The sequence below is a fragment of the Chitinophagales bacterium genome (assembly GCA_017303835.1).
GTDB lineage: Bacteria > Bacteroidota > Bacteroidia > Chitinophagales > Chitinophagaceae > JAFLBI01.
In genome coordinates this window covers 945,461-966,644 of record JAFLBI010000001.1, presented here as the reverse complement: position 1 = coordinate 966,644, position 21,184 = coordinate 945,461, and the positions used below count along the sequence as shown (strand labels likewise).

Genomic DNA, 21,184 nt, shown 5'->3' with positions numbered 1-21,184 from the left:
TTGAGTGCTATCCAGACTAGTCTTTTTTGATTTTTTTACTCGCTAGCGATTCAACCATATACAAGCCGATTGAATGCATTTGACTATCTTGATACACCTATGTTATCTAGACTGCTGCTGATAGGAATATGCTGTTTATTCATGTTCTCGGCTTTTGCCCAGACGCAGTACCGATTCGTAGGCTTTAACACCAAAGATGGGTTATCCCAAAACAGTGTCCACGTAATTTTTCAAGATAAAGACGGATTGCTCTGGATTGGTACCCAAGATGGCCTAAATAGTTTTGACGGAAGAAAATTCAGGGTCTATAAGTGTAACCCAAAAGATACCACCACTATTAGCGATCAGTTTGTTTTATCCATTGAAGAAGATGCGCTTGGTTATTTATGGGTTGGTACAAGAAGTGGTTTGAATAAACTCGATAAGCGTACCGGCAAATTCACACGGTATTATTTTTCCGCAACAGAGCGAACAGAATTGTACCGAAATTATCAGACCATTATCCGCGATCGGCAAAACAATTTGTTTATCCAGCACAGTTTTTCGGTTTTCATCAATAACAAAGGGCAGATGATTCAAGCTGATACCGGATTGCGCGATTTAAGAAGTCCGGTCTTTGATCAGGAAGGCAATCTGTGGGGAAGTTCTACTAAGAAAGGCGTCCTTTTGGCAAGTCGTAATAAACAATATCAACCACGTACTATTGCGCTATTACCTGCAGCTTTAAGATCAAGAGATGTCATTATCAAGCACGTGATGGATACTGCATCTGTTTTATGGTGTTATACAGATGAGAATCTTCCCACCATTCATTTTTTCGATACGCGCTCGAGTAAGTGGTTGAACAAAACACTTTCATTACCATCTCCCATACAGCATATTGCCTTATTGCGAAACGGACAAGCATGGGTGTCTACTTTAGCAGGAGTGTTTATCATAGAAGGCTATGCTATAACAGATACTATTAGTTATCAACCCACGCAACAGTCTATTCCCTCTGCTAATATCTTATGCGCATATGAAGACAGGCAGGCCAATGTATGGGTTGGCTCAGCAAATGCAGGTTTTGCCTATCACCATCCTTCTTTTCGAAAGTTTTTTTTATACAAAACAGGTTTACAAGAAGAGCCAGTTACTTCAGTGGCTGATTTAGGTGGTTATAGATGGATAGGTTCTGCAGATGGTTTGTATAAGTTTTCGCTGGTAAATAAGCATAAACCGGTTGATAAATTATTTGCTGCAAACAGGGTAACATCGCTTACTGTTGATCAACAATCAAGGCTTTGGGTGGCAATTCAAAGAAAAGGTGTGTATGTGCTTGATTCTACAGGCAAATCGCTGCAAGCTTTTACGCGGAATGATTCCTTATTACAAACACAATCTGTCTTATATCTTTTTTGTGATGCTACCGGCAGGGTTTTTCTGGCAACAGAAAAAGGATTCTTTGTGTATCAGCCTACTACAAAGCAGTGGCAATCTTATTATTCATACAAGAAGAAGGATGTAGCAGGATGGTATAGTCTGCATGTATTTGAAGATACACATCAGCAGTTATGGATTAGTAAGCATATTGGTCTGGAACAACGTAGTAGCGACTTATCAGTAAAGCAGGTTTATCGCTCTAAGAGCATCACGGATGTATTTGGCCGAACCATCATTACTGCAGTTACAGAAGATAAGGACGGACGCATTTGGATTGCTACATTAAGCAATGGAATTTTTTGTATTCGCAAAGATCGATTAATGCATTACTCAACAGAGCAGGGGTTGAGTAGTAACCTGATTTATGGTATTGCTGTTGACCGGAAAAATAGGATATGGGCAACCACCAGTTCAGGTATAAATGTAATTGATCAGACCAAACAACAGATAGACCTAATCAGCAGTAAAGATGGACTTCCATCAGATGATTTTGTTATTGGTGCTTTGTTTGCCAATCAGTCGGGCGAAATTCTGGCTGGCAGTGTTCGAGGATTGATCAGTATTGACGCAGATAGATTTACTGCACAAGATGCTTTCGTGGAGGCTAAGATTGCTGAGGTATTATTGAATGGAGAGCCCCAACAAATAGACAATGGCGTTCTGGCTGTTCAACCCGGTTACAAAAGTATCCGATTCTCTTTTTCATTGCGACAGGCATTACAACCGAAAGCGATTTTTTATCAGTACCGTTTAAAGGGCGTAGATGATCAATGGCAAACATTGAAATACGATGAATCAAGCGTCACTTATTCCAATCTGCCCAAAGGTGAATCGGTTCTGGAGCTCAGGGCTGCATATACACTTGCTGGACTCTCAAAAGCACCCATTGCAAGTTTACGTATAGAAGTCTATCCGGCTTTTTGGGAAACCAAAAGCTTTTATGCGCTCATGATTGCAGCACTGATGGTAATTGCAGTTGTTTTTACTGTTCAGTATAACCGAATCAGGTATCGAAAAAAAATACAGGCACTACAAGTACAAAAACAGTTGCAGGATGAACGTGGGCGTATCAGCAGGGATTTGCATGATAATATCGGGGCATACACTTCAGCATTGATATCTGGTATTCATCAACTAAAGCAACAAGAGACAATTGAAGATACTTACGTGGATGAATTACATGATTATGCAGCAAACATCATGGGTTATCTGCGTGAAACTATTTGGGTATTGAATAACGAACAATTGACTTTGACGGCTTTTGTGGATCGATTCAAGACCTATGCAACAAGAATCAGCAAGTATTATCAGGGACAGCAACTGCATTTTGTTACCGATATTCATGAAGAACGGATTTTAACCCCCCAGATTTCACTCAACTTGTTCCGGGTTTTGCAGGAAGCTTTACAAAATGCATGTAAGCATGCGGATGCCAATAATATCCGGATACATTTTGCAAATCAACAACGCATATGTTTTCAAATAGAAGATGACGGAAAAGGGTTTGCTCTAGATAGCAGGGAGCAAGGCTTCGGATTACAGAACATGCAGGCTAGGGCTGTAGAAATTGGCTTTAGCCTCCAAATACAAACAGCAAGTAACGGTGGAACAATTATTCGGTTGGAAGAAACAGGATAATACTCCATTTGCATTAGTGGTTTTACCTGAATAAGCAAGCAATTTTGAAACTATGATTCGATTGGGTATTGTGGATGATAAGCTGGTGAATAGGAAAACCATCCGACGAAATATTGACGGATGCAGCGATATGCGCATTATACTAGAAGCATCCAATGGCAGCGATTTTATGGAGAAAATGCAGGCCATGGATGAGGCTGAGCGTCCCAATGTAGTACTCATGGATTTGGATATGCCAGTTATGGGTGGCATTGATGCAATCGCTGTTGGCACTATCAAGTTTCCTGATACCCGTTTTCTGGTTTTGACAGTTTTTGACGACGATGAAAAGATTTTTGAAGCCATACAGGCCGGCGCAAGTGGTTACTTATTGAAAGATGATGCCGCCACTGAACTGCGTGAAGCCGTAAGAGAAGCCATGATCTATAATGGAGCGCCCATGAGCCCGGCTATTGCCAGGAAAACCATGAGTTGGTTAAAGACTTTGTCTTCACCAGTTACAGATACAGCAGCCAATAGTATTTTGAGTGAAAGAGAAATGGATATCATCCGCCAGATGGTGGAAGGCCATGATTACAAAGCCATTGCGGCGAAGCTGTTTATTAGTCCTAATACTGTAAGGGTGCATATTCGCAAGATTTATGAGAAACTGCACATCAATTCAAAAGCCCAGGCCGTTCAAATTGCCTATAAGAATAAGTGGATCTAATACTACATATGTATTATTGACCTGAGCGCAAGAAGGTTTGAGTTTTACAGCATATAACATCAAACCAAAGCACATGCGTACGATTTTTACTACAATGATTGGAGCCATGATTGTCTGTTCAACACAGGCTCAGTTCACAGATGCACAAAAGAAACTAGGTGAGTCATTGGATATTGTCGTTGGTGGCACTTTTGGTAAAGCCAAAGTGATGCCCAAAATGGAAAAATTGGCATTAGCCGAAGTGTCGGTGAATTTTAAGCAAGTAACCACCAAATCGGTACAGAAAGTAGAGAAGAAAGCAGGCTTTTTCGGTAAAACACCCGGCAAAGCTGCACAAGCTTCTGTAACAGCATATCTGGAAACGACCGATGGTGAACTTACAGCAGCAGATTATCAGGAAGTAGTAGATCATTTCTACAGCTATTTCCAAAAAAAGCTGAAGGATGCTGGTATTGATACAGTTGCCTGGACTGCTGTTACAGGAACTGATTATTACAAAGATGCCGACAGTGATAAAAGCGATAATGAGGAAGAAAAAAGTAAGGGCAATACTTGGGTAGCTTATCAGGCTTATGGCGGAAAGCAATTATTTAATGGTAAGAACGGGTTTGCTTTTCTGAAAAGTAAAAGCGTTAGCAGGATGAGTGATCAGTTGGGTGCAGCACTTGGCTTTATTAATGTTACGGTTGATTTTGCTTATATAGATGTGGACTTGAATATCCAAACAGGTAATGCATATAAGTCTGCAAATTCGTCTTCCAACAATACCACTGTAATGAAATCAGAAACTGCTGTAACCGCCTACATGCGTGTGAGTGATTTTTACGAAACACTTCGATTCAGCCTATTGCACAATGATAAAGTGCAGATGGAAAACGTAAATGTGAAAATGGGTATCGCGGCTGAAATGGATTTTGCTACAGAGTTGGCTAAAGATCCTTCCAGAGCAGAAAAACGCAACGAGTTTTTCCGGATAGGCTTGGTGAAAAAATTAGAAAGCGAGCCGGTGGTAATTGCTACAACAAGAGAGAAGTATAAAGCAGCCGCCAAGAGAGCATTAGAGCGATATGCAGAAGCATTTGTGATTAAAGCGCAAATGGTGAAAAATTAAATCAATCAGTAGTAATATAAAAAGCCCCGCATGCGGGGCTTTTTATTGTGTGGTTACATTCTTTCAGGAACCGCAATACCCAATGCCTGCATGCCTGTTTTCAAGACGGTTGCAGTGAGTTGCGATAGTTGCAAACGCAGTGCTTTCTTCTCCGCATTTTCCGCGTTAGCAATAGAATGTTCAGTATAAAAGCTATTGAAGGTTTTCGCAATATTGAAAACATAAATCGCCAACTGTGATGGGTCATGTGTATTGGCGGCTGTTTCCAATACCACAGGGAATTGCTCCAATGCTACAGCCAGTGCTTTTTCTAAAGGCAGTAAGTCGGTGCTGACACTTGCTGCAAAATCAGCTGCAGCTGCTTTGCGTAGAATACTTCTGATACGCGCATGGGTGTATTGAATAAACGGTCCGGTGAAGCCATGGAAATCGATACTCTCTTCCGGATTGAAAATCATTTTCTTCTTCGGATCCACTCGCAATAAGAAAAATTTCAACGCGCCCAAACCAATGGTGTCATAGAGTTCTGTGAGTTCAGCATCAGTAAAATCTTTCACTTTGCCCAACTCTTCTGTTTTCTGGCGGGCGATATTCACCATTTCATCCACCAGATCATCTGCATCTACGACTGTGCCTTCGCGGCTCTTCATTTTACCGGTTGGTAATTCCACCATGCCATAACTCAAATGGTAGATACCATCAGCCGAAGGCAATCCCAGTTTCTGGCAGATTAGTTTCAATACTTTGAAATGATAATTCTGTTCATCACCCACCACATAAATGCTTTGGTCGCAACCAAACTCTGCAGTTTTCTGCTCGGCCAAACCAATATCCTGTGTGATGTATACCGATGTGCCATCTTTTCTACGCACCAGTTTTTCATCGAGCCCATCTGCTGTTAAATCAATCCAAACTGAGCCATCTTCTTTTTGGTAAAAGACATTTTTCGACAAACCTTTTTCAACTAGGTCTTTGCCTAATAAATAAGTATTGCTCTCGTAATAGGTTTTGTCAAAGTTGCTGCCGATGCGCGCATACGTAGCATTGAAGCCATCATACACCCAGCCATTCATTGTTTGCCAAAGTTCCATCACTTCGGGTTTGCCCGCTTCCCAGTCAACTAACATCTGTTGTGTGGCTTTCATGATGGGGGCTTCACGTTCTGCCGTGTCTTTATCCATGCCCTTGGCAATCAGCTCATTCACTTCAGCTTTATAGGCATCGTTGAATTTTACATAGTAATCGCCTACAAAATGATCACCCTTAATACCAGTAGATGCAGGCGTAGCGCCGTTACCAAACAACTGCCATGCAATCATGCTTTTGCAGATATGCACACCGCGATCATTTACGATACAAGTCTTAACTACTTCATATCCATTCAACTCCAGAATAGAAGCAATGCTCCAGCCAAGGAAATTATTACGCAGGTGGCCAAGGTGCAGTGGTTTATTGGTGTTGGGTGAGGAATATTCCACCATCACTTTTTGTCCGTTCGCTGGCTTGCGACCATAAGCGGGGTTCGCATATTGGTCTTTGATTACTTGCAACCAATAAGCATCATCCACCACTAGGTTCAGAAAACCCTTGATGACATTATAGCTTTTGAACAGGTTGGGGGAGTTGGCCACCATTTGTTTACCCAATGCATCGCCCAATGCTTCGGGTGATTGCTTGAGTTGTTTCACAAAAGCGAATAAGACAACCGTATAATCGCCTTCAAACTCTGGCTTGGTTTCGTTCACCAGCACAGCATGCTCATCAATGCTCACCTGATACAATTCCTGAATGGCTTTGCTTGTTAAATGCCTGATCTGTGCCGTAATCCGCATGGTGCTGAACAGTTTTGGAGCGCAAAACTAATCAATAATGGGCTACATTTGCCGGCTATATGCGTCGCGCACACGATTGGTTAAGGCAAACAATTTTGGCAGTAGTGGATTGGTTTTATCCACTCTTTCGCCGTTTCATGCCTCAGCAAACCTACCGCTATGCAGCTTGTGGTGGCTTTAATACTGTGTTAGATATCCTTTTGTTTTTTGTAGGCTATAACTATGTTTTTCACAAAGAACCGATACCGGTTTATGGCAGTATTATCATCACCCCGCATATTGCCGCCTTCCTTTTTGCCTTTCTATTCACTTTTCCGATAGGCTTTTACCTGAGTCGTTATGTTGTTTGGCAGCAGACCGATACCGGAAAGCGCGAGCAGTTGATGAAGTATTTCATCGTTGTCTTTGGCTGTATCGGCCTCAACTATATGTTTCTGAAAATTCTGGTGGAATTCTTTGGTTGGTACCCAACTCCGGCCAAGATTCTGACGACTGTCTTTGTTGTCATGTTCAGCTATCTGAGCCAGAAGAACTACACCTTTAAGGCCTGACAAATTACCTTGCAACATCCTGATTTGCTGCCATTTCCCCGTTTTTTGGGCCTTAGTCTGACAATTTAACACACCCACCTGTCATGGCACAATGATTGACAGATAAGTGCGATTATTCATCTGAAATTCAATGTTATGGGTAAAATTATAGGAATTGACCTCGGTACCACGAATAGTTGCGTGGCCGTGATGGAAGGATCTGAACCAGTTGTGATTGCCAACGACGAAGGCCGCCGCACCACGCCATCCGTGGTAGGTTTCCTGAAGAATGGCGAGCGTAAAGTGGGTGACCCCGCTAAGCGTCAGGCCATTACCAACCCTGGCAATACCATTAGCTCTGTGAAGCGTTTTATGGGCCGCAGATTCGATGAAGTAACTGAAGAAATCAGCCACTGGAGCTACAAAGTAGTGAAGGGCGATAACAATACCGTACGTGTTGATATTGACGGACGCCAGTATACGCCGCAGGAAATTTCTGCGATGGTGCTCCAGAAAATGAAGAAGACAGCTGAAGACTACCTGGGTCAGGAAGTAACTGAAGCGGTGATCACCGTACCTGCATATTTCAATGATGCCCAGCGTCAGGCAACGAAAGAAGCCGGTGAAATTGCTGGCCTTAACGTGCGTCGTATCGTAAACGAGCCTACTGCTGCGGCACTGGCTTACGGTATGGATAAGAAGCACCAGGATATGAAGATCGCGGTGTTCGACTTGGGTGGTGGTACTTTCGATATCTCTATTCTGGAATTAGGTGATGGCGTATTTGAAGTAAAATCTACCAACGGTGATACCCACCTGGGTGGTGATGATTTCGATAAAGTGATCATCGACTGGTTGGCTGATGAGTTTAAGACTCAGGAAGCGATCGACCTGCGTAAAGATCCGATGGCTTTACAGCGTTTGAAAGAAGCGGCTGAAAAAGCGAAGATTGAATTGAGTTCTTCTTCTGAAACAGAAATCAACCTGCCATATATCACTGCAGTGGACGGTGTACCTAAGCACTTAGTGCTAAAGCTGAGCCGTGCTAAGTTTGAGCAGTTGAGCGATAACCTCTTTGCTCGTTGCTTGAAGCCTTGCGAAGCTGCATTGAAAGATGCCGGTTACAATGCATCAGAAATTGATGAAGTAATTCTGGTAGGTGGTTCTACACGTATTCCTAAAGTACAGGAGATCGTTGAGAAGTTCTTCGGTAAGAAGCCTAACCGTGGTGTAAACCCTGATGAAGTAGTAGCTGTTGGTGCGGCCATTCAAGGTGCGGTATTGACCGGTGAAGTGAAGGATGTATTGTTGCTGGATGTTACACCATTGAGCCTGGGTATTGAAACCATGGGTAGTGTGATGACGGTGATGATTCCTGCCAACACAACGATTCCTACTAAGAAAACAGAAGTATTTTCTACGGCGAGCGATAACCAGCCTGGTGTACAGATCCATGTATTACAGGGTGAGCGCTCACTGGCAAAAGATAATAAGAGCTTGGGTATTTTCAACCTCGATGGTATTCCACCAGCACCACGCGGTGTGCCTCAGATCGAAGTAACTTTTGATATCGATGCCAATGGTATCTTGAACGTTCAAGCCAAAGACAAGGGTACTGGTAAAGAGCAGAAGATTCGTATTGAAGCGGGTAGTGGTTTGAGCAAGGAAGAAATCGAAAAGATGAAGGCCGAAGCAAAAGCCAACGAAGAAGCAGATAAGCAGGCTCGTGAAAAAATCGACAAGCTGAATCAGGCAGATAGTTTGGTATTCCAAACTGAAAAGCAGTTGAAAGAGTTTGGCGATAAGATTCCGGCTGATAAGAAAGCGCCTATAGAATCTGCGCTGAACAAACTGAAAGAAGCGCATAAGGCACAGGATATTGCAGCAGTTGATGCAGCAATGGCTGAGATGAATACTGCATGGACTGCAGCTTCTGAAGAAATCTACAAAGCACAACAAGCTGCTGGTGGTGCACAAGGTGCAGATGCAGGTACTGCAGATGCCGGTGCGCAAGCAAACAACAGCGGCAGCAATGTAGAAGACGCGCAGTTTGAAGAAGTTAAATAGTTTACGAATTACTCAGAAATGCCCGTACAATTGTATGGGCATTTTTAGTTTAATGTGAATAAAAAAGTTAAACCATATAAGTCCAATCATTTTGTTGCGAAATTTTATCTAAAACAGTGGATTTTAGATAACAATGGAATTGTCAATAGCCAAACTCCATTTTTGTACTTTATTCATAAGCGAACAAAAAAGATTTTACAAGATGTTCCTAAGAATATTGCACAAAAGAAGAATCTCTATATTTTACCAAATGAATTTCAATTTAGTGACAAGACTTTTATTGAGAAGTCCCTAATAAACCATTTTGAGCAGTGGTACCTTGAGTTTAGTGACAAATTCTCAAATAATAAGAGAATTACAAAGTCTGATGCTTATAAGATTTGCGGGTTTTCTATTATTCAAGCATTTAGGTCAAAATTCTTTTTGGAGAAAGAAGTATCTTATTTAAAGAAATTTCTTAATGAAAGTGGGAGCGATATATGGCATAGTAAACCTTCTTTATTGCTTTCATTTTTAGTTATCAAGGGGTTCCCTACGTTAATTGAAGACGCAGAAATTGTTATATACAAATCTAGAAAGCCATTATTGACATCTGATAATCCTTCTTCTTTTTGGATTGAAACTGATGATGGTCTAAAGAGAGTTACCGCGCTAGCTAAAAATGAGCATTTAGTGCAAAACTCTGATTTGAGAATAATTTGTCCAATTAATCCATGGATAATTGTAAAAGTTAAATTATTTCAACCCAGAAAAAAATCTGTACTTAAGTTTATTTATTACTCTTTTACCGAAATTCTATTACATGGGTTATTAAGTAAATTCAAGAATGAAAATCAATTCTCAAAAAAATTACAATTTCAGTATAAAGTATTAACAGAGATAGAATATTCGACTTTTCAGAAATTAATAATAGATGCTTCTGATGATATTATAGTTGGAGTCTCAAAAGAGACACTAGAATATTATTTGTAATTAGTTGAAACTGATACCCAGTTTAAATCTTTGCATCATCGGGATATTGGCAGCGGTACCACCGGTAGGTACCTGATAAGCCAATTGTGCACCAAAGCGGCCGAACCCTACACCTGCACCTACAGTAAAATAATTCAGTGGTTGTACGTTACTTGGTTTGTCCATGAAGTAACCACCACGAATGTGTAAGAAATTCATGTATCGGTATTGCAAACCAAATGATAGGCTGTAATTTGTAGATAAACCGTTTGCTCCATTGAAAGACTCGCCCCAGGCTCTTAAAACATCTTTGTTTCTGAAATTAGTAATGGCAGCTGAGTCCTGAGAAAAATCACCGGTATAATTTGGTGCAGCAGGAATCATCAGTTTGCTGTACTTCACTTCAAAGCCTAAATCGTTTTCATCATCAAAAAGGAAAACATAACCGAGACCAACATTTAGCGTGGTTGGTATAAAATCCTTACCAATGGCATTGTTTACATAGGTAATCTTTGAGCTTAAGTTTGAAAACTGTATCGCGCCACGCAGAAAATTACCATTCACAAATTGTTGGTTGTACATCAAGCTTACATCGCCCGCTAAAGCAACACCTGTACTGAATTGGTAGCCGGTAGAAGCGCTTACACCACTGGCCATATTGCTGAATACGCCGCGCATGGTAACGCCAATGCCCAGTGTATTACTGATCTTATGTGCATAGCCGAAGCTGAGGTCAAAATCATAAGGATTGAATGTGCCTAAACGATCACCCATGGCTGAACTCAATTCCATACCACCATGGCTGATATAGCGAATACCAAAAGAGAAAAGGTCTTTATCATCTTCAGACTTTTTGTAACCGGCCATGCTCATGAAATAACTGCCTTTTACATTGCTGCCTGATCCTGTGCTATAGCCCATGTGTGAAAGGCCTAAAGCAAATTGTTTATCAGAGAACAAAGCTTTCGCATTGTTATGAAATATGCTGTATTCATCTGGGCTTAAGGTTAAGCCGGCATTACCCATACTGGATGAAATGGCATCCGGTGCAAAGCGCAGATAGGGCACTGCTGTAGTGGTGATGCTCTGAGCTGTAGAAGAAAGGCAGCTGAGTACAAACAGCACGGCCAGCAGCAGGTGACCGAACAATCGGCCCTTATTCTTTGGCAAATTGTTTGTATTCATTGTTTTCGGTTTTGATAATCAGTCTGTAAATACCTTTAGACAGATTAAGGATATTGAATTGAACAAGGGTTTGACCCTTATTGAGCTGGACTTCTTTCTCCATCAATACTCGCCAGCTGATGTCAGCAATTTGTACGATGGCCATTTTTTGTTTGTCACTCGGCAATTGGATATTCAGCACATCTCTGGCCGGGTTAGGATAGGCGAAACTGCTTTCTACAAAGAGAAATTCATCACTAGGGGCGCTGGTACAACCATTGAGTGTTTGTGTAACACTGTAGCGACCATGTTTGCCCGGCGTAAATTCTTGTTTGGTAGCATTTTGTATGCGTACACCTGCATCAAACCATTGAATACCGGTGTTGATATTTGCTTTCAGTATCACAGAACCCAGGTCTCTGCTGATACTTGGTTTAGCAGGAATAGGATATACAGTGATGCTTTGCTGTGCAAACTGTGCGCAACCATTGGGGTCTGCAATATCAAAACGAACGATAGCAGTTCCAGATTTCTTGGCACGCAACACACCATTTTGATCAATAGTAGCCAGTGATGGATCATTGGTACTCCAACTCTTGAATGCCCATACACCCTGACTGGTTCCGGTTGTACTGAATTGTTTTTGTTCACCAACACAAGCAGTGCTTGCGCCGCTGATACCCCCTAATGCAGGTTGAGGCAATACATTGAAAGCAACAAATAAACTATCAGTAGAAAGACCGTCGCTTACTTGTACAAAAACAGTATCAAGGCCAGTAAAACCTGCGGGAGGTGTATAGCTGGCATTGGCAGGTTGAACGGATTGATTACCGGGCAGTAAACGCTGTGCCGGTAAACCATTAACTCGGCCTCTTGCAGCTCTGCGGATTGTCCACTCAATGCGCTGCTGGCTATCACCATCAAAAGTGCTTAGGATAGAATCCAGTTTGGTATAAGTGGTATTGCCACATAATGTTATAGGAATACTGGTAGAGTTGTTATTGAATTTGGGCACTGCATTTTTTACAAAAAGATTGCTGGTATAGCGTTGGAGTGGGAGTGTGTTGCCTTGTAAATCTCTAATAGCATTTAAACTATCATATACATATAGCTGCATCCAACCATAGCCACTTACATTATCCAATCTGATATCAAATGTTCTGTCGTTAACCTGTTGAATAATGGTATTACCGGGTAATAATGTTGTAGGATGATAAACACCGACGAAACTATTGTTAAGTTTAATAACCGGTTCGTTAAAGACCAGTCGAAAAGTGAAGCTGGTCATATTAGAAATGGTATCGTAAGGAGAGCGTCTGCTGAGTGCACTAACAGAAGGTGGTACAAGATCTCTTTGAACATTGTTTCCCGGAACCTGAAGTGTGGAAGCAGTGTTCGCCTTTATCGCTGCACTACCTGATTGAGGTAGCAGAAATAGCGATGATATCGCTATTGCCATGTGGATAAGGCTTCTCATTGGATTTTTTGGTTTTTTGGTTCGGAATTGTTGTATCCAAAACACATATGCAATTTCAGGATTTTCATTCAGACTACAACGTAGTGTATATTCTGCAAATCTTGTAGGTGTCCTACTACAGGCATAGCCTTCTTTTAAGTGTTTGAAAATCAATATTTTGAAAAATAAAAAAGCCCGGATATCCCTAGTTTGAGGGGGCATCCGGGTGTGATTTTTTTATAGAGAATGCTGAAAAATTATCACCCAAAGACCTTTTTCAGGATATCCGAGCCTCTGGCAAGTGGATCCTTCCTGATTTTCTTCTCTTCTTCTGCCACTTGCAGAAAAAGTCCTTGTAATGCGCGTTCTGTTACATAACCTGTTAAATCGGGATTTACTTTTTTCAGGCTCACTCTGTTGTAATTTGAGAAAATGGTATTCCAGTGTTTGGTGGCACCGGTGTTTTCCAATGCTTTTTCGATTACCGGTCTGAAAGCATTGCTGAGTGATTGTTGCGTATTGCCGCGCAAATATCCTGTAGCAGCAGTATCACCACCTCTGAGTATTTGCATGGCATCAGCGAAACTGATTCCGGTTATCGCATCTTTAAAAATTGGCAGTGCTTCTTTTGCTGCTGATTCTGCTGCACGGTTCATCGTTAGGATGGCTTCGTCCACTTGTTTGCCCATACCAATTCTTCTCAAAGTTGTTTCTACCTGAGTAGCTTCCGGCGGAAGTAAAATTTTCACTGCTGCGTTTCCAAAAAAACCATCCGTTGCAGAAAGCAGGGATGTGCCTTTTTCAATACCTTGGTTCAGGGCTGCTTTCAAACCTGAAGCAATGTCTTGCTGACTTAAGCCACTGCCTGATTTATTGCCGCCCAGTAATTGGCTGGCTTTTTTCTGTAATCCGCTATCCTGATTCCCCAACACTTTTTTCAATAGCTGAGCTTCCGTACTGATAGTAAAAAAGAAAAGGGTGGTAAGGGTAGCTACTATTCGCTTCATATCATTGCTTTAGCACATAGATAGCAAAAAGGGTACCAATAAAAATGTTAAGCTTTTTAGAAAGCAAAAACCTTTGTATTATTGAAACATAAACCCTAAACATGCTGCGATATATCCTTCTGATGGCTGTATGTTGTTTCGTACAATTAGCCATTGCACAAAAACCAGCTTCCTTCCGACTTACTGAAACTACCGTAGTGAAAGATTCATCGGGACAAGTATATCCCTATTCTGTTTGGTCGGCTTTAATGCAAAGTGGCTTGTATAGTCTTAAACCGGAAGATCCAACGAATGCGTCAACAGCTTTTTTTATACGCAGAATGTCTGAGGATGAAATAGCCAAATCCAAAGCCAGGCAGGCTAAGATGGAAGCAGAAGCGCCTAAGCCCAGAGAGAGTACATTCTTTGCAACTGGTAAGCCCATCAGTAATTTTAAGACAACGGATATGTATGGCAACAAGTACAACCTGAAAGAACTTCGGGGTAAAGTGGTTGTCTTGAATTTTTGGTTTGTGAATTGTCCGCCCTGCAAGAAAGAAATCCCGGAGTTGAATAAAATTGTTGCAGAATATCAGCAGCAAAAAGATGTTGTGTTTTTAGCCATTGCTTTGGATGATAAAGCAGCATTGGAAGAGTTTCTGAAGAATCTTCCTTTTCAATATAATATTATCGATAGCGGCATGTTTATTGCGCAACAATATCGAATTACATCCTATCCAACCCACGTGGTAGTTGATAAGGAAGGGATAGTTAAGTTTCATACTACTGGGCTGGGTTTAGGTACGATAAAGTGGCTCCGCAGTTCCATTCAAGAAGCTTTGCAGCAATAAAAAATCCCCCGCATCCCGACTTGTCGGGACTACGAGGGATTGCTTTCAGTTGGTTAAGGGATTATAGTGAGCCTTGTTTGGCTTCGCCGAGTTTAGCGTGAGCTGCTGCCAGTCTGGCCACAGGTACACGTGGTGAAGAACAAGACACATAAGTAAGGCCTAACTGATGGCAGAAGCGGATGGAATCTGGCTGACCGCCATGTTCACCACAAATACCAATTTTCAAATCAGGGTTTGTCTTGCGGCCCCATTCTACAGCAATCTGCATCAGTTTACCAACACCCTTGGTATCCAGTACTTCAAATGGATTGTCGTGCAGGATATCTTTTTCAGTATACAAAGGGAGGAACTTGTTTTCTGCATCTTCTCTGGAGAATGAGAAAGTAGCCTGTGTGAGGTCATTGGTACCAAAGGAGAAGAAAGCAGCTTGTGTAGCCAGTTGATCGGCTTCCATACAAGCACGTACTACTTCAATCATAGTACCGAACTTGAATACTGGACGGATGCCTTTTTCTTTTTCAACGCTGGCGGCAATTTCCTCTACATATTGCTTCACGCGTACCAGTTCTTCAGCAGTACAAACTTGCGGCACCATAATTTCAGGGCGCACATCAATATGTACTTTCTGACATTCTGCAGCGGCTTCCAAAATCGCACGAATTTGCATGCGATAGATTTCAGGATAGGAGAGACCAAGACGCACACCTCTGTGGCCCAGCATTGGGTTCACTTCATGCAGGTCATGTACTTTCTTCTGCATTTGTTCTTTCTTCAGAATGGCCTGATCTATCAGCTCAACGCCTTTATCATTAAATGGTAAACCGGCGAGTGTATCTTCAGGATTTACCTGCATCAGTTTCATCGCGCTCATCAAATTGGTAACACCATAAGCAGTTTCTTTCAGTGCACGCAGGTGTTGCAATTCTTCACGCAGTTCATCTTCTTTTGGCAGGAATTCGTGAATTGGCGGATCCAGCAAACGAACAGTCACAGGTCTTGGTGCCATAGTGGTGAAGATTTCTTTGAAGTCTTCACGCTGTATAGGCAGCAGTTTATTCAATGCAACTTCGCGTTCTTCCAATGTATTGGCCAAAATCATTTCAAGTACAATTGGTAAACGATCAGATGCGTTGAACATGCGTTCTGTTCTGCATAAACCAATACCCATTGCACCATAACTCAATGCGCGTTTAGCAGCATTTGGTGTATCAGCATTGGCCATCACTTTCAGCTGTGCAACTTCATCAGCCCAAGAGAGCAATACTTTCAGTTCATCTGAGAATGTTGGTTCTACTGTTGGAATTACACCCTGATAAACAAAACCTGTTCCACCATCAATGGTAATGAAATCGCCTTCATGCAAAATCATCTCACCAATTACGGCCTGACGCAGTTTCACATCTACAGTAATGCCTTCTGCACCGGCTACGCAAGGCTTACCCATACCACGTGCTACCACAGCAGCGTGTGAAGTCTTACCACCACGGCTTGTGAGAATACCCTGGGCTGCAAAGAAACCATGAATGTCTTCAGGCTTGGTTTCTTCTCTTACCAGAATTACTTTTTTGCCAGCATGACCCAGTGCTTCTGCACGGTCTGCATCAAAAACGCAAATACCGGATGCAGCACCTGGAGATGCAGGCAGACCTTGTGCCAGCGGTGTTGACTTATGTAATGAATCCAAACGTGGGTGTAACAATTGTTCCAGTAAATCTGGCTTGATGCGAAGCAAAGCTTCTTCCTTCGTAATCAAACCTTCTCTGGCCATTTCAACAGAAGTACGAACAAGGGCAGTAGTGTTCATTTTACCATTTCTGGTTTGCAAACAATACAGTACACCTTTTTCAATTGTGAATTCAAAGTCCTGTACTTCTTTATAGTGTGTTTCCAATTTATTACGCAGCTCAACGAGTTGTTGATACATCTCAGGCATTTCTGTCTTCATGTCCAACACAGCTTTAGGCGTACGAATACCTGCTACCACATCTTCACCTTGTGCGTTGGTGAGGTATTCACCGAAGAAAATATTTTCACCGGTTCCTGGGTCTCTGGTAAATGCTACACCGGTAGCACTATCATTACCCATATTACCGAACACCATGGCTACCACGTTTACCGCAGTACCGTTTGCCATCTGTGGTGTGATATTGAATTCTCTTCTGTAATCAATAGCACGACGGCCCATCCATGAATTGAAGACAGCTTTGATGGCAATTTCCAATTGCTCAAATACATCTTCAGGGAAAGGCTTACCAATTGTTTTTTCAACAACAGACAAAAACTTATCAGCAACTTCTTTCAGGTCGTTGGCATTGAGGTCAACATCATTCTTTGCATTGTTTCTACGCTTCACTGCTTCAAACTCATGATCAAATTTTTCATCAGGTACGCCAAGTGCAACCTTACCAAAGAGTTGAATGAATCTGCGGTAAGCATCGTAAGCAAAGCGTTCGTTATTGGTTTGTTTGATCAAACCTTGTAGCGTCAGTTTGTTCAGACCTAAGTTCAAAATCGTATCCATCATACCGGGCATAGACAATGCAGAACCGGAGCGAACTGATACGAGCAGTGGGTTTTCAGGATTACCGAATTTTTTACCTGTAAGGTGTTCTACTTCAATCAGGTTTTCTTTTACTTGTTGCATCACACCCAAAGGCAATTTGCGATTGGTGTCTGCTAAATAAGTCAGACAAGCTTCTGTAGTAATGACAAAACCGGGAGGTACATTCAATCCGATCTGGGTCATTTCGCAAAGGTTGGCACCCTTACCGCCCAGTAACTGTTTATTTTTTCCATCGCCTTCATGGAAGGCAAAGACAAATTGCTTATTGGTTGGTGCTGATGTGGAAAGCACAGCATCTGTGGCTGCTTTTTCCAGGGTTTCTAGGTTGTCCATACGGCGTTAATTTTTATGCATTCGAAGTTAGATGGGGTGTATGGGGGCGGAAATGATAAATGATGCATGCCGGACTGATAATTATCAGTATTTATTCAAAAGGGAATGGCTATCCTCAAGATGTATTTGTGGAAGTATTCGCCTTCATATTAACAATACTTTTTATTTTAATCCTTTTCTGCTCAGTTGTAACGGCGTAATTTTGCACCCCAATTCAGTAAGCCCCCACTGAAAGCGCACTGCCGCTAGACTGCTAACGAGCTGATTGCTGTTGAATTAAACAGTATAAAATATAAAAACAGGATAGTTATGAAATCTGAAATGACGCATGCGATGATTAGCATGGAAAAAGATGTATTAGATGAACTGGTGCATGAAGTAAAAGAAACTGTTGCCGCAAAAGAACTGCTGGACAACACAAAGACACCCGTATTTGGTGCTGCTGACCTTTGGAAGATTCAGCGCAACATGAAAGGTGCCACAGCTGCATACAGCCGCTGGAACATGAACTAAGTGAACCCCTTACTAAGGGTAGAATCCCGCTTGCCGGTTAAGGTAAGCGGGATTTTGTTTTTCAGGATACCAGCAATGTGTGTTTTTTACACATTATATCGTATTTTAGCTTATCTAAACTGTTGACCTTGGCCACTGAAAAGCGCTCTAACGATTTGCCAACGGCTAAAAAGCCCGCCGGCAAGGGCAGAACTGTACGTGCTACCAATAAGCCCGTAGCACTGCCTGCAAGCAACGGACAAACTGCCAAAACCCCTGCTAAAACAACCAAAACTGTAAAAACACCCAGTGCAGCTAAAGCACTACTGAGGGTTCGTTTTCAGCTGAGGTACCGCACCAGTTTTGGTCAGACCTTATTTATTACCGGAAATCATCCACAATTGGGGATGGGCAATCCGGATCAGGCTTTGCCCATGAAGTTTTTCAATGAGGAGAGCTGGTATGCAGAATTGGAGTTGGATGCAGCATCACCTGCAATTACCTATAACTATGTATTGAAATCGGCAGATGGTTCCTATACCACAGATTGGGGTAGAGATAAAACCATTCATCCCAGTGCGGTATCCGCCAAGGATTTGTTGATTATGGATGCCTGGAATTATGCAGGCTATTTTGAAAACGCATTTTATACAGAACCTTTTGAGCGTGTTTTGCTGCACCAGCGTAAAGCGGTAAAGCAGGCTGCTAAGAAGAGCGTAACACATACCTTTCACGTAAAAGCACCACTACTGCAGGCACATGAATCATTGTGCATTCTTGGTAGCGATGCATTACTCAATGATTGGGATACTGCGAAACCTCTGCTGATGGAGCCGGGTTCTGTAAACGGACATTGGTCTGTTACACTCAACCTGAGCAAAGCGCAATTTCCCATAGCATATAAATATGGTGTTGCTGAAACAGCTACTGGTAAATTCATCCGTTTCGAAGATGGCAATAACCGTGTATTGTTTGATGCAGTTGCCAAAGACAAACAAACCATTCTCAACGATGGGTTTGCTGTATTACCCAATACCAGCTGGCGTGGGGCAGGTATGGCCATTCCAGTTTTCAGTATCAGAACAGCGAAAGGTTTTGGTGTAGGTGAGTTTGCCGATATCCCTGCTTTGGTGGATTGGGCCAAAAGAGTTGGTTTGAAACTGGTGCAGATTCTGCCTGTCAATGATACTACGGCTACACATACCTGGATGGATTCTTATCCTTATGCCGCCATCTCTGCTTTTGCCTTGCATCCAATTTATCTAAATCTGGAGCAAGTAGCAGGCAAAAAACACCAGAAAGCACTGGATAAACTGGCAGCACAAAAAACAGCACTGAATGCACTGGATACAGTGGATTATGAAGCAGTGATGCAAGCAAAGCTGGATTTTGTGAAGAAGATCTTCGCAGCAGAAAAAGCTGTGCTCAACAGCGAAGACTTTACAGCATACTATGCACAAAACAAACATTGGTTATTGCCCTATGCAGCTTTCTGTTACCTGCGCGATGAATACGGCACTTGCGATTTCAACCAATGGCCTGCGTACAGACATTTCAATCTCGAAGATATTGAAGCATTAGCCGCAGAAACTTCTGCAGCTTATGATGCTATTGCAATTCATTTCTTCATACAGTATCACTTGCACCTGCAATTACAGCAGGCAGTGGCTTATGCTCATGAAAACGGTATCATCCTAAAAGGAGATATTCCCATCGGTATTTATCGATACAGTGTAGATGCATGGCAACAGCCAGAACTCTACCACATGGAATACCAGGCCGGTGCACCTCCGGATGATTTTGCAGTGAAGGGACAAAACTGGGGCTTCCCAACTTATAACTGGGCCAAGATGCAAGAGGATGGCTTCGCCTGGTGGAAGCAGCGCTTTGAACAAATGCGTTACTACTTCGATGCCTTCCGTATTGACCATATCCTTGGTTTCTTCCGCATCTGGAGTATTCCTATGCATGCAGTAGAAGGCATTATGGGTCATTTTGTGCCAGCACTGCCTGTGCACATCAATGAGTTTAATAGCAGAGGTATTTATTTTGATCATCACCGATATACACAACCATTCATCAACGATCAGGTTTTGTGGGATGTATTTGGGTATGATAATGAAACCGCCAAGCAATACCTCGATTATAACGGCTTTGGTCAGTACAGCCTCAAACCTGAATATGCTACACAGCGTATGGTGGAGAACCACTTTGCAGGACTTGAGCAAAACGATGTCAATGCCAAGATCAAGCAAGGTTTGTTCGACCTGATCAGTAATGTGTTGTTGTTTGAAGCCAGCAATGGCAAAGGGCAGCAATTCCATTTCCGTTTTGGAATGGAAGGCACTTTGTCTTTCCGTTATCTGGATGATAGCGTGAAGAACCAGCTGAAGGATTTGTATGTTGATTATTTCTTCCGCCGTCAGGATGGATTCTGGCAGCAACAGGCTTTACAGAAATTACCTGCATTGAAGCGTGTGACCAATATGCTGATCTGCGGCGAAGACCTTGGTCTGGTGCCTGCATGCGTCCCTGATGTAATGCGTGATCTGGGCTTATTGAGTTTGGAAATTCAGCGCATGCCGAAAGATCCGAAGCGTACTTTCTTCCATCCCAATGATGCACCTTACCTGAGTGTGGTTACACCTTCTACACATGATATGAGCACTATTCGTGGTTGGTGGGAAGAAGACCGCAGCAGAACACAGGAATTCTATAACAAAGAGCTGGGGCAATGGGGCGAAGCACCTTACTATTGTGAGGGCTGGATCAACAAAGCTATCGTGATACAACACCTGTATTCACCAGCTATGTGGAGCATTTTCCAATTACAGGATATTTTGGGTATGAGTGATGCTTTGCGCAGACAAGACCCGAATGAGGAGCGTATCAATGTGCCAGCGAATCCCAAACATTACTGGCGTTACCGCATGCACCTGAGTGTGGAAGAACTGATGCAGGAGAAAGCATTTAATGATGAGTTCTCCGGCTATATCAAAGCCAGTGGCAGATAATTGCGTAATCAGATAAATTGATGAATCCCCGCATCCCGAAGAATAGGACTGCGGGGATTTTTTTA

The 21,184-nt window shown here is 42.3% G+C and carries 14 protein-coding genes; 9 read left to right on the top strand and 5 right to left on the bottom strand.

Annotated elements, in window-relative coordinates; all coding sequences use genetic code 11:
• Positions 1-99 precede the first annotated feature (99 nt).
• The 3 genes from J0L83_04325 to J0L83_04315 all read left to right on the top strand — a co-directional run bounded on the left by J0L83_04325 (position 100) and on the right by J0L83_04315 (position 4,880).
• Positions 100-3,060 carry a hypothetical protein gene (locus J0L83_04325; protein ID MBN8663773.1) on the top strand — a complete coding sequence of 987 codons (2,961 nt, stop codon included), beginning with the start codon at positions 100-102 and terminating at the stop codon, positions 3,058-3,060.
• Between the two features lie 52 nt (positions 3,061-3,112).
• Positions 3,113-3,769, top strand: a complete 657-nt coding sequence (locus J0L83_04320; protein ID MBN8663772.1) for a response regulator transcription factor — start codon at positions 3,113-3,115, stop codon at positions 3,767-3,769.
• A gap of 73 nt (positions 3,770-3,842) precedes the next feature.
• Positions 3,843-4,880 carry a hypothetical protein gene (locus J0L83_04315; protein ID MBN8663771.1) on the top strand — a complete coding sequence of 346 codons (1,038 nt, stop codon included), beginning with the start codon at positions 3,843-3,845 and terminating at the stop codon, positions 4,878-4,880.
• A gap of 53 nt (positions 4,881-4,933) precedes the next feature.
• Here the strand turns inward: J0L83_04315 and J0L83_04310 are convergent, their stop codons facing one another.
• Entirely contained in the window at positions 4,934-6,712 is a 1,779-nt protein-coding gene (locus tag J0L83_04310; protein ID MBN8663770.1) for an arginine--tRNA ligase, read from the bottom strand.
• A 59-nt stretch (positions 6,713-6,771) separates the two neighbouring features.
• On the opposite strand from J0L83_04310, the gene J0L83_04305 reads away from it, so the two are divergent.
• From J0L83_04305 to J0L83_04295, 3 genes are all read left to right on the top strand, one after another.
• Positions 6,772-7,263 carry a GtrA family protein gene (locus J0L83_04305; GenBank protein MBN8663769.1) on the top strand — a complete coding sequence of 164 codons (492 nt, stop codon included), beginning with the start codon at positions 6,772-6,774 and terminating at the stop codon, positions 7,261-7,263.
• 135 nt (positions 7,264-7,398) lie between these two features.
• Entirely contained in the window at positions 7,399-9,309 is a 1,911-nt protein-coding gene (gene dnaK, locus J0L83_04300) for a molecular chaperone DnaK (protein MBN8663768.1), read from the top strand.
• Positions 9,310-9,363: 54 nt separating this feature from the next.
• On the top strand, positions 9,364-10,281 hold the full coding sequence (locus J0L83_04295) for a DUF4238 domain-containing protein (protein ID MBN8663767.1): 918 nt from the start codon (positions 9,364-9,366) through the stop codon (positions 10,279-10,281).
• On the opposite strand, the gene J0L83_04290 is transcribed toward J0L83_04295, so the two are convergent.
• The 3 genes from J0L83_04290 to J0L83_04280 all read right to left on the bottom strand — a co-directional run bounded on the left by J0L83_04290 (position 10,282) and on the right by J0L83_04280 (position 13,887).
• Positions 10,282-11,445, bottom strand: coding sequence for a PorV/PorQ family protein (locus J0L83_04290; GenBank protein MBN8663766.1), 1,164 nt, complete (start codon positions 11,443-11,445; stop codon positions 10,282-10,284). It abuts the gene before it with no gap.
• On the bottom strand, positions 11,417-12,883 hold the full coding sequence (locus J0L83_04285; GenBank protein ID MBN8663765.1) for a T9SS type A sorting domain-containing protein: 1,467 nt from the start codon (positions 12,881-12,883) through the stop codon (positions 11,417-11,419). The genes J0L83_04290 and J0L83_04285 overlap by 29 nt, the downstream gene beginning before the upstream one ends.
• A 257-nt stretch (positions 12,884-13,140) precedes the next feature.
• On the bottom strand, positions 13,141-13,887 hold the full coding sequence (locus J0L83_04280) for a DUF4197 domain-containing protein (protein MBN8663764.1): 747 nt from the start codon (positions 13,885-13,887) through the stop codon (positions 13,141-13,143).
• A gap of 101 nt (positions 13,888-13,988) precedes the next feature.
• Between J0L83_04280 and J0L83_04275 the strand changes: the two genes are divergently transcribed.
• Positions 13,989-14,717 (top strand): TlpA family protein disulfide reductase, encoded by a 729-nt coding sequence (locus tag J0L83_04275; protein ID MBN8663763.1) that lies wholly within the window; start codon positions 13,989-13,991, stop codon positions 14,715-14,717.
• 61 nt (positions 14,718-14,778) lie between these two features.
• Here the strand turns inward: J0L83_04275 and J0L83_04270 are convergent, their stop codons facing one another.
• Positions 14,779-17,613 (bottom strand): pyruvate, phosphate dikinase, encoded by a 2,835-nt coding sequence (locus J0L83_04270; GenBank protein MBN8663762.1) that lies wholly within the window; start codon positions 17,611-17,613, stop codon positions 14,779-14,781.
• A 309-nt stretch (positions 17,614-17,922) separates the two neighbouring features.
• Here J0L83_04270 and J0L83_04265 point away from each other — a divergent pair, with 309 nt between their 5' ends.
• Both J0L83_04265 and J0L83_04260 read left to right on the top strand, forming a co-directional pair.
• A complete protein-coding gene (locus tag J0L83_04265; protein ID MBN8663761.1) occupies positions 17,923-18,126 on the top strand; it encodes a hypothetical protein in 204 nt (67 codons plus the stop codon).
• Positions 18,127-18,431: 305 nt separating this feature from the next.
• On the top strand, positions 18,432-21,119 hold the full coding sequence (locus J0L83_04260; protein ID MBN8663760.1) for a 4-alpha-glucanotransferase: 2,688 nt from the start codon (positions 18,432-18,434) through the stop codon (positions 21,117-21,119).
• Positions 21,120-21,184 lie beyond the last annotated feature (65 nt).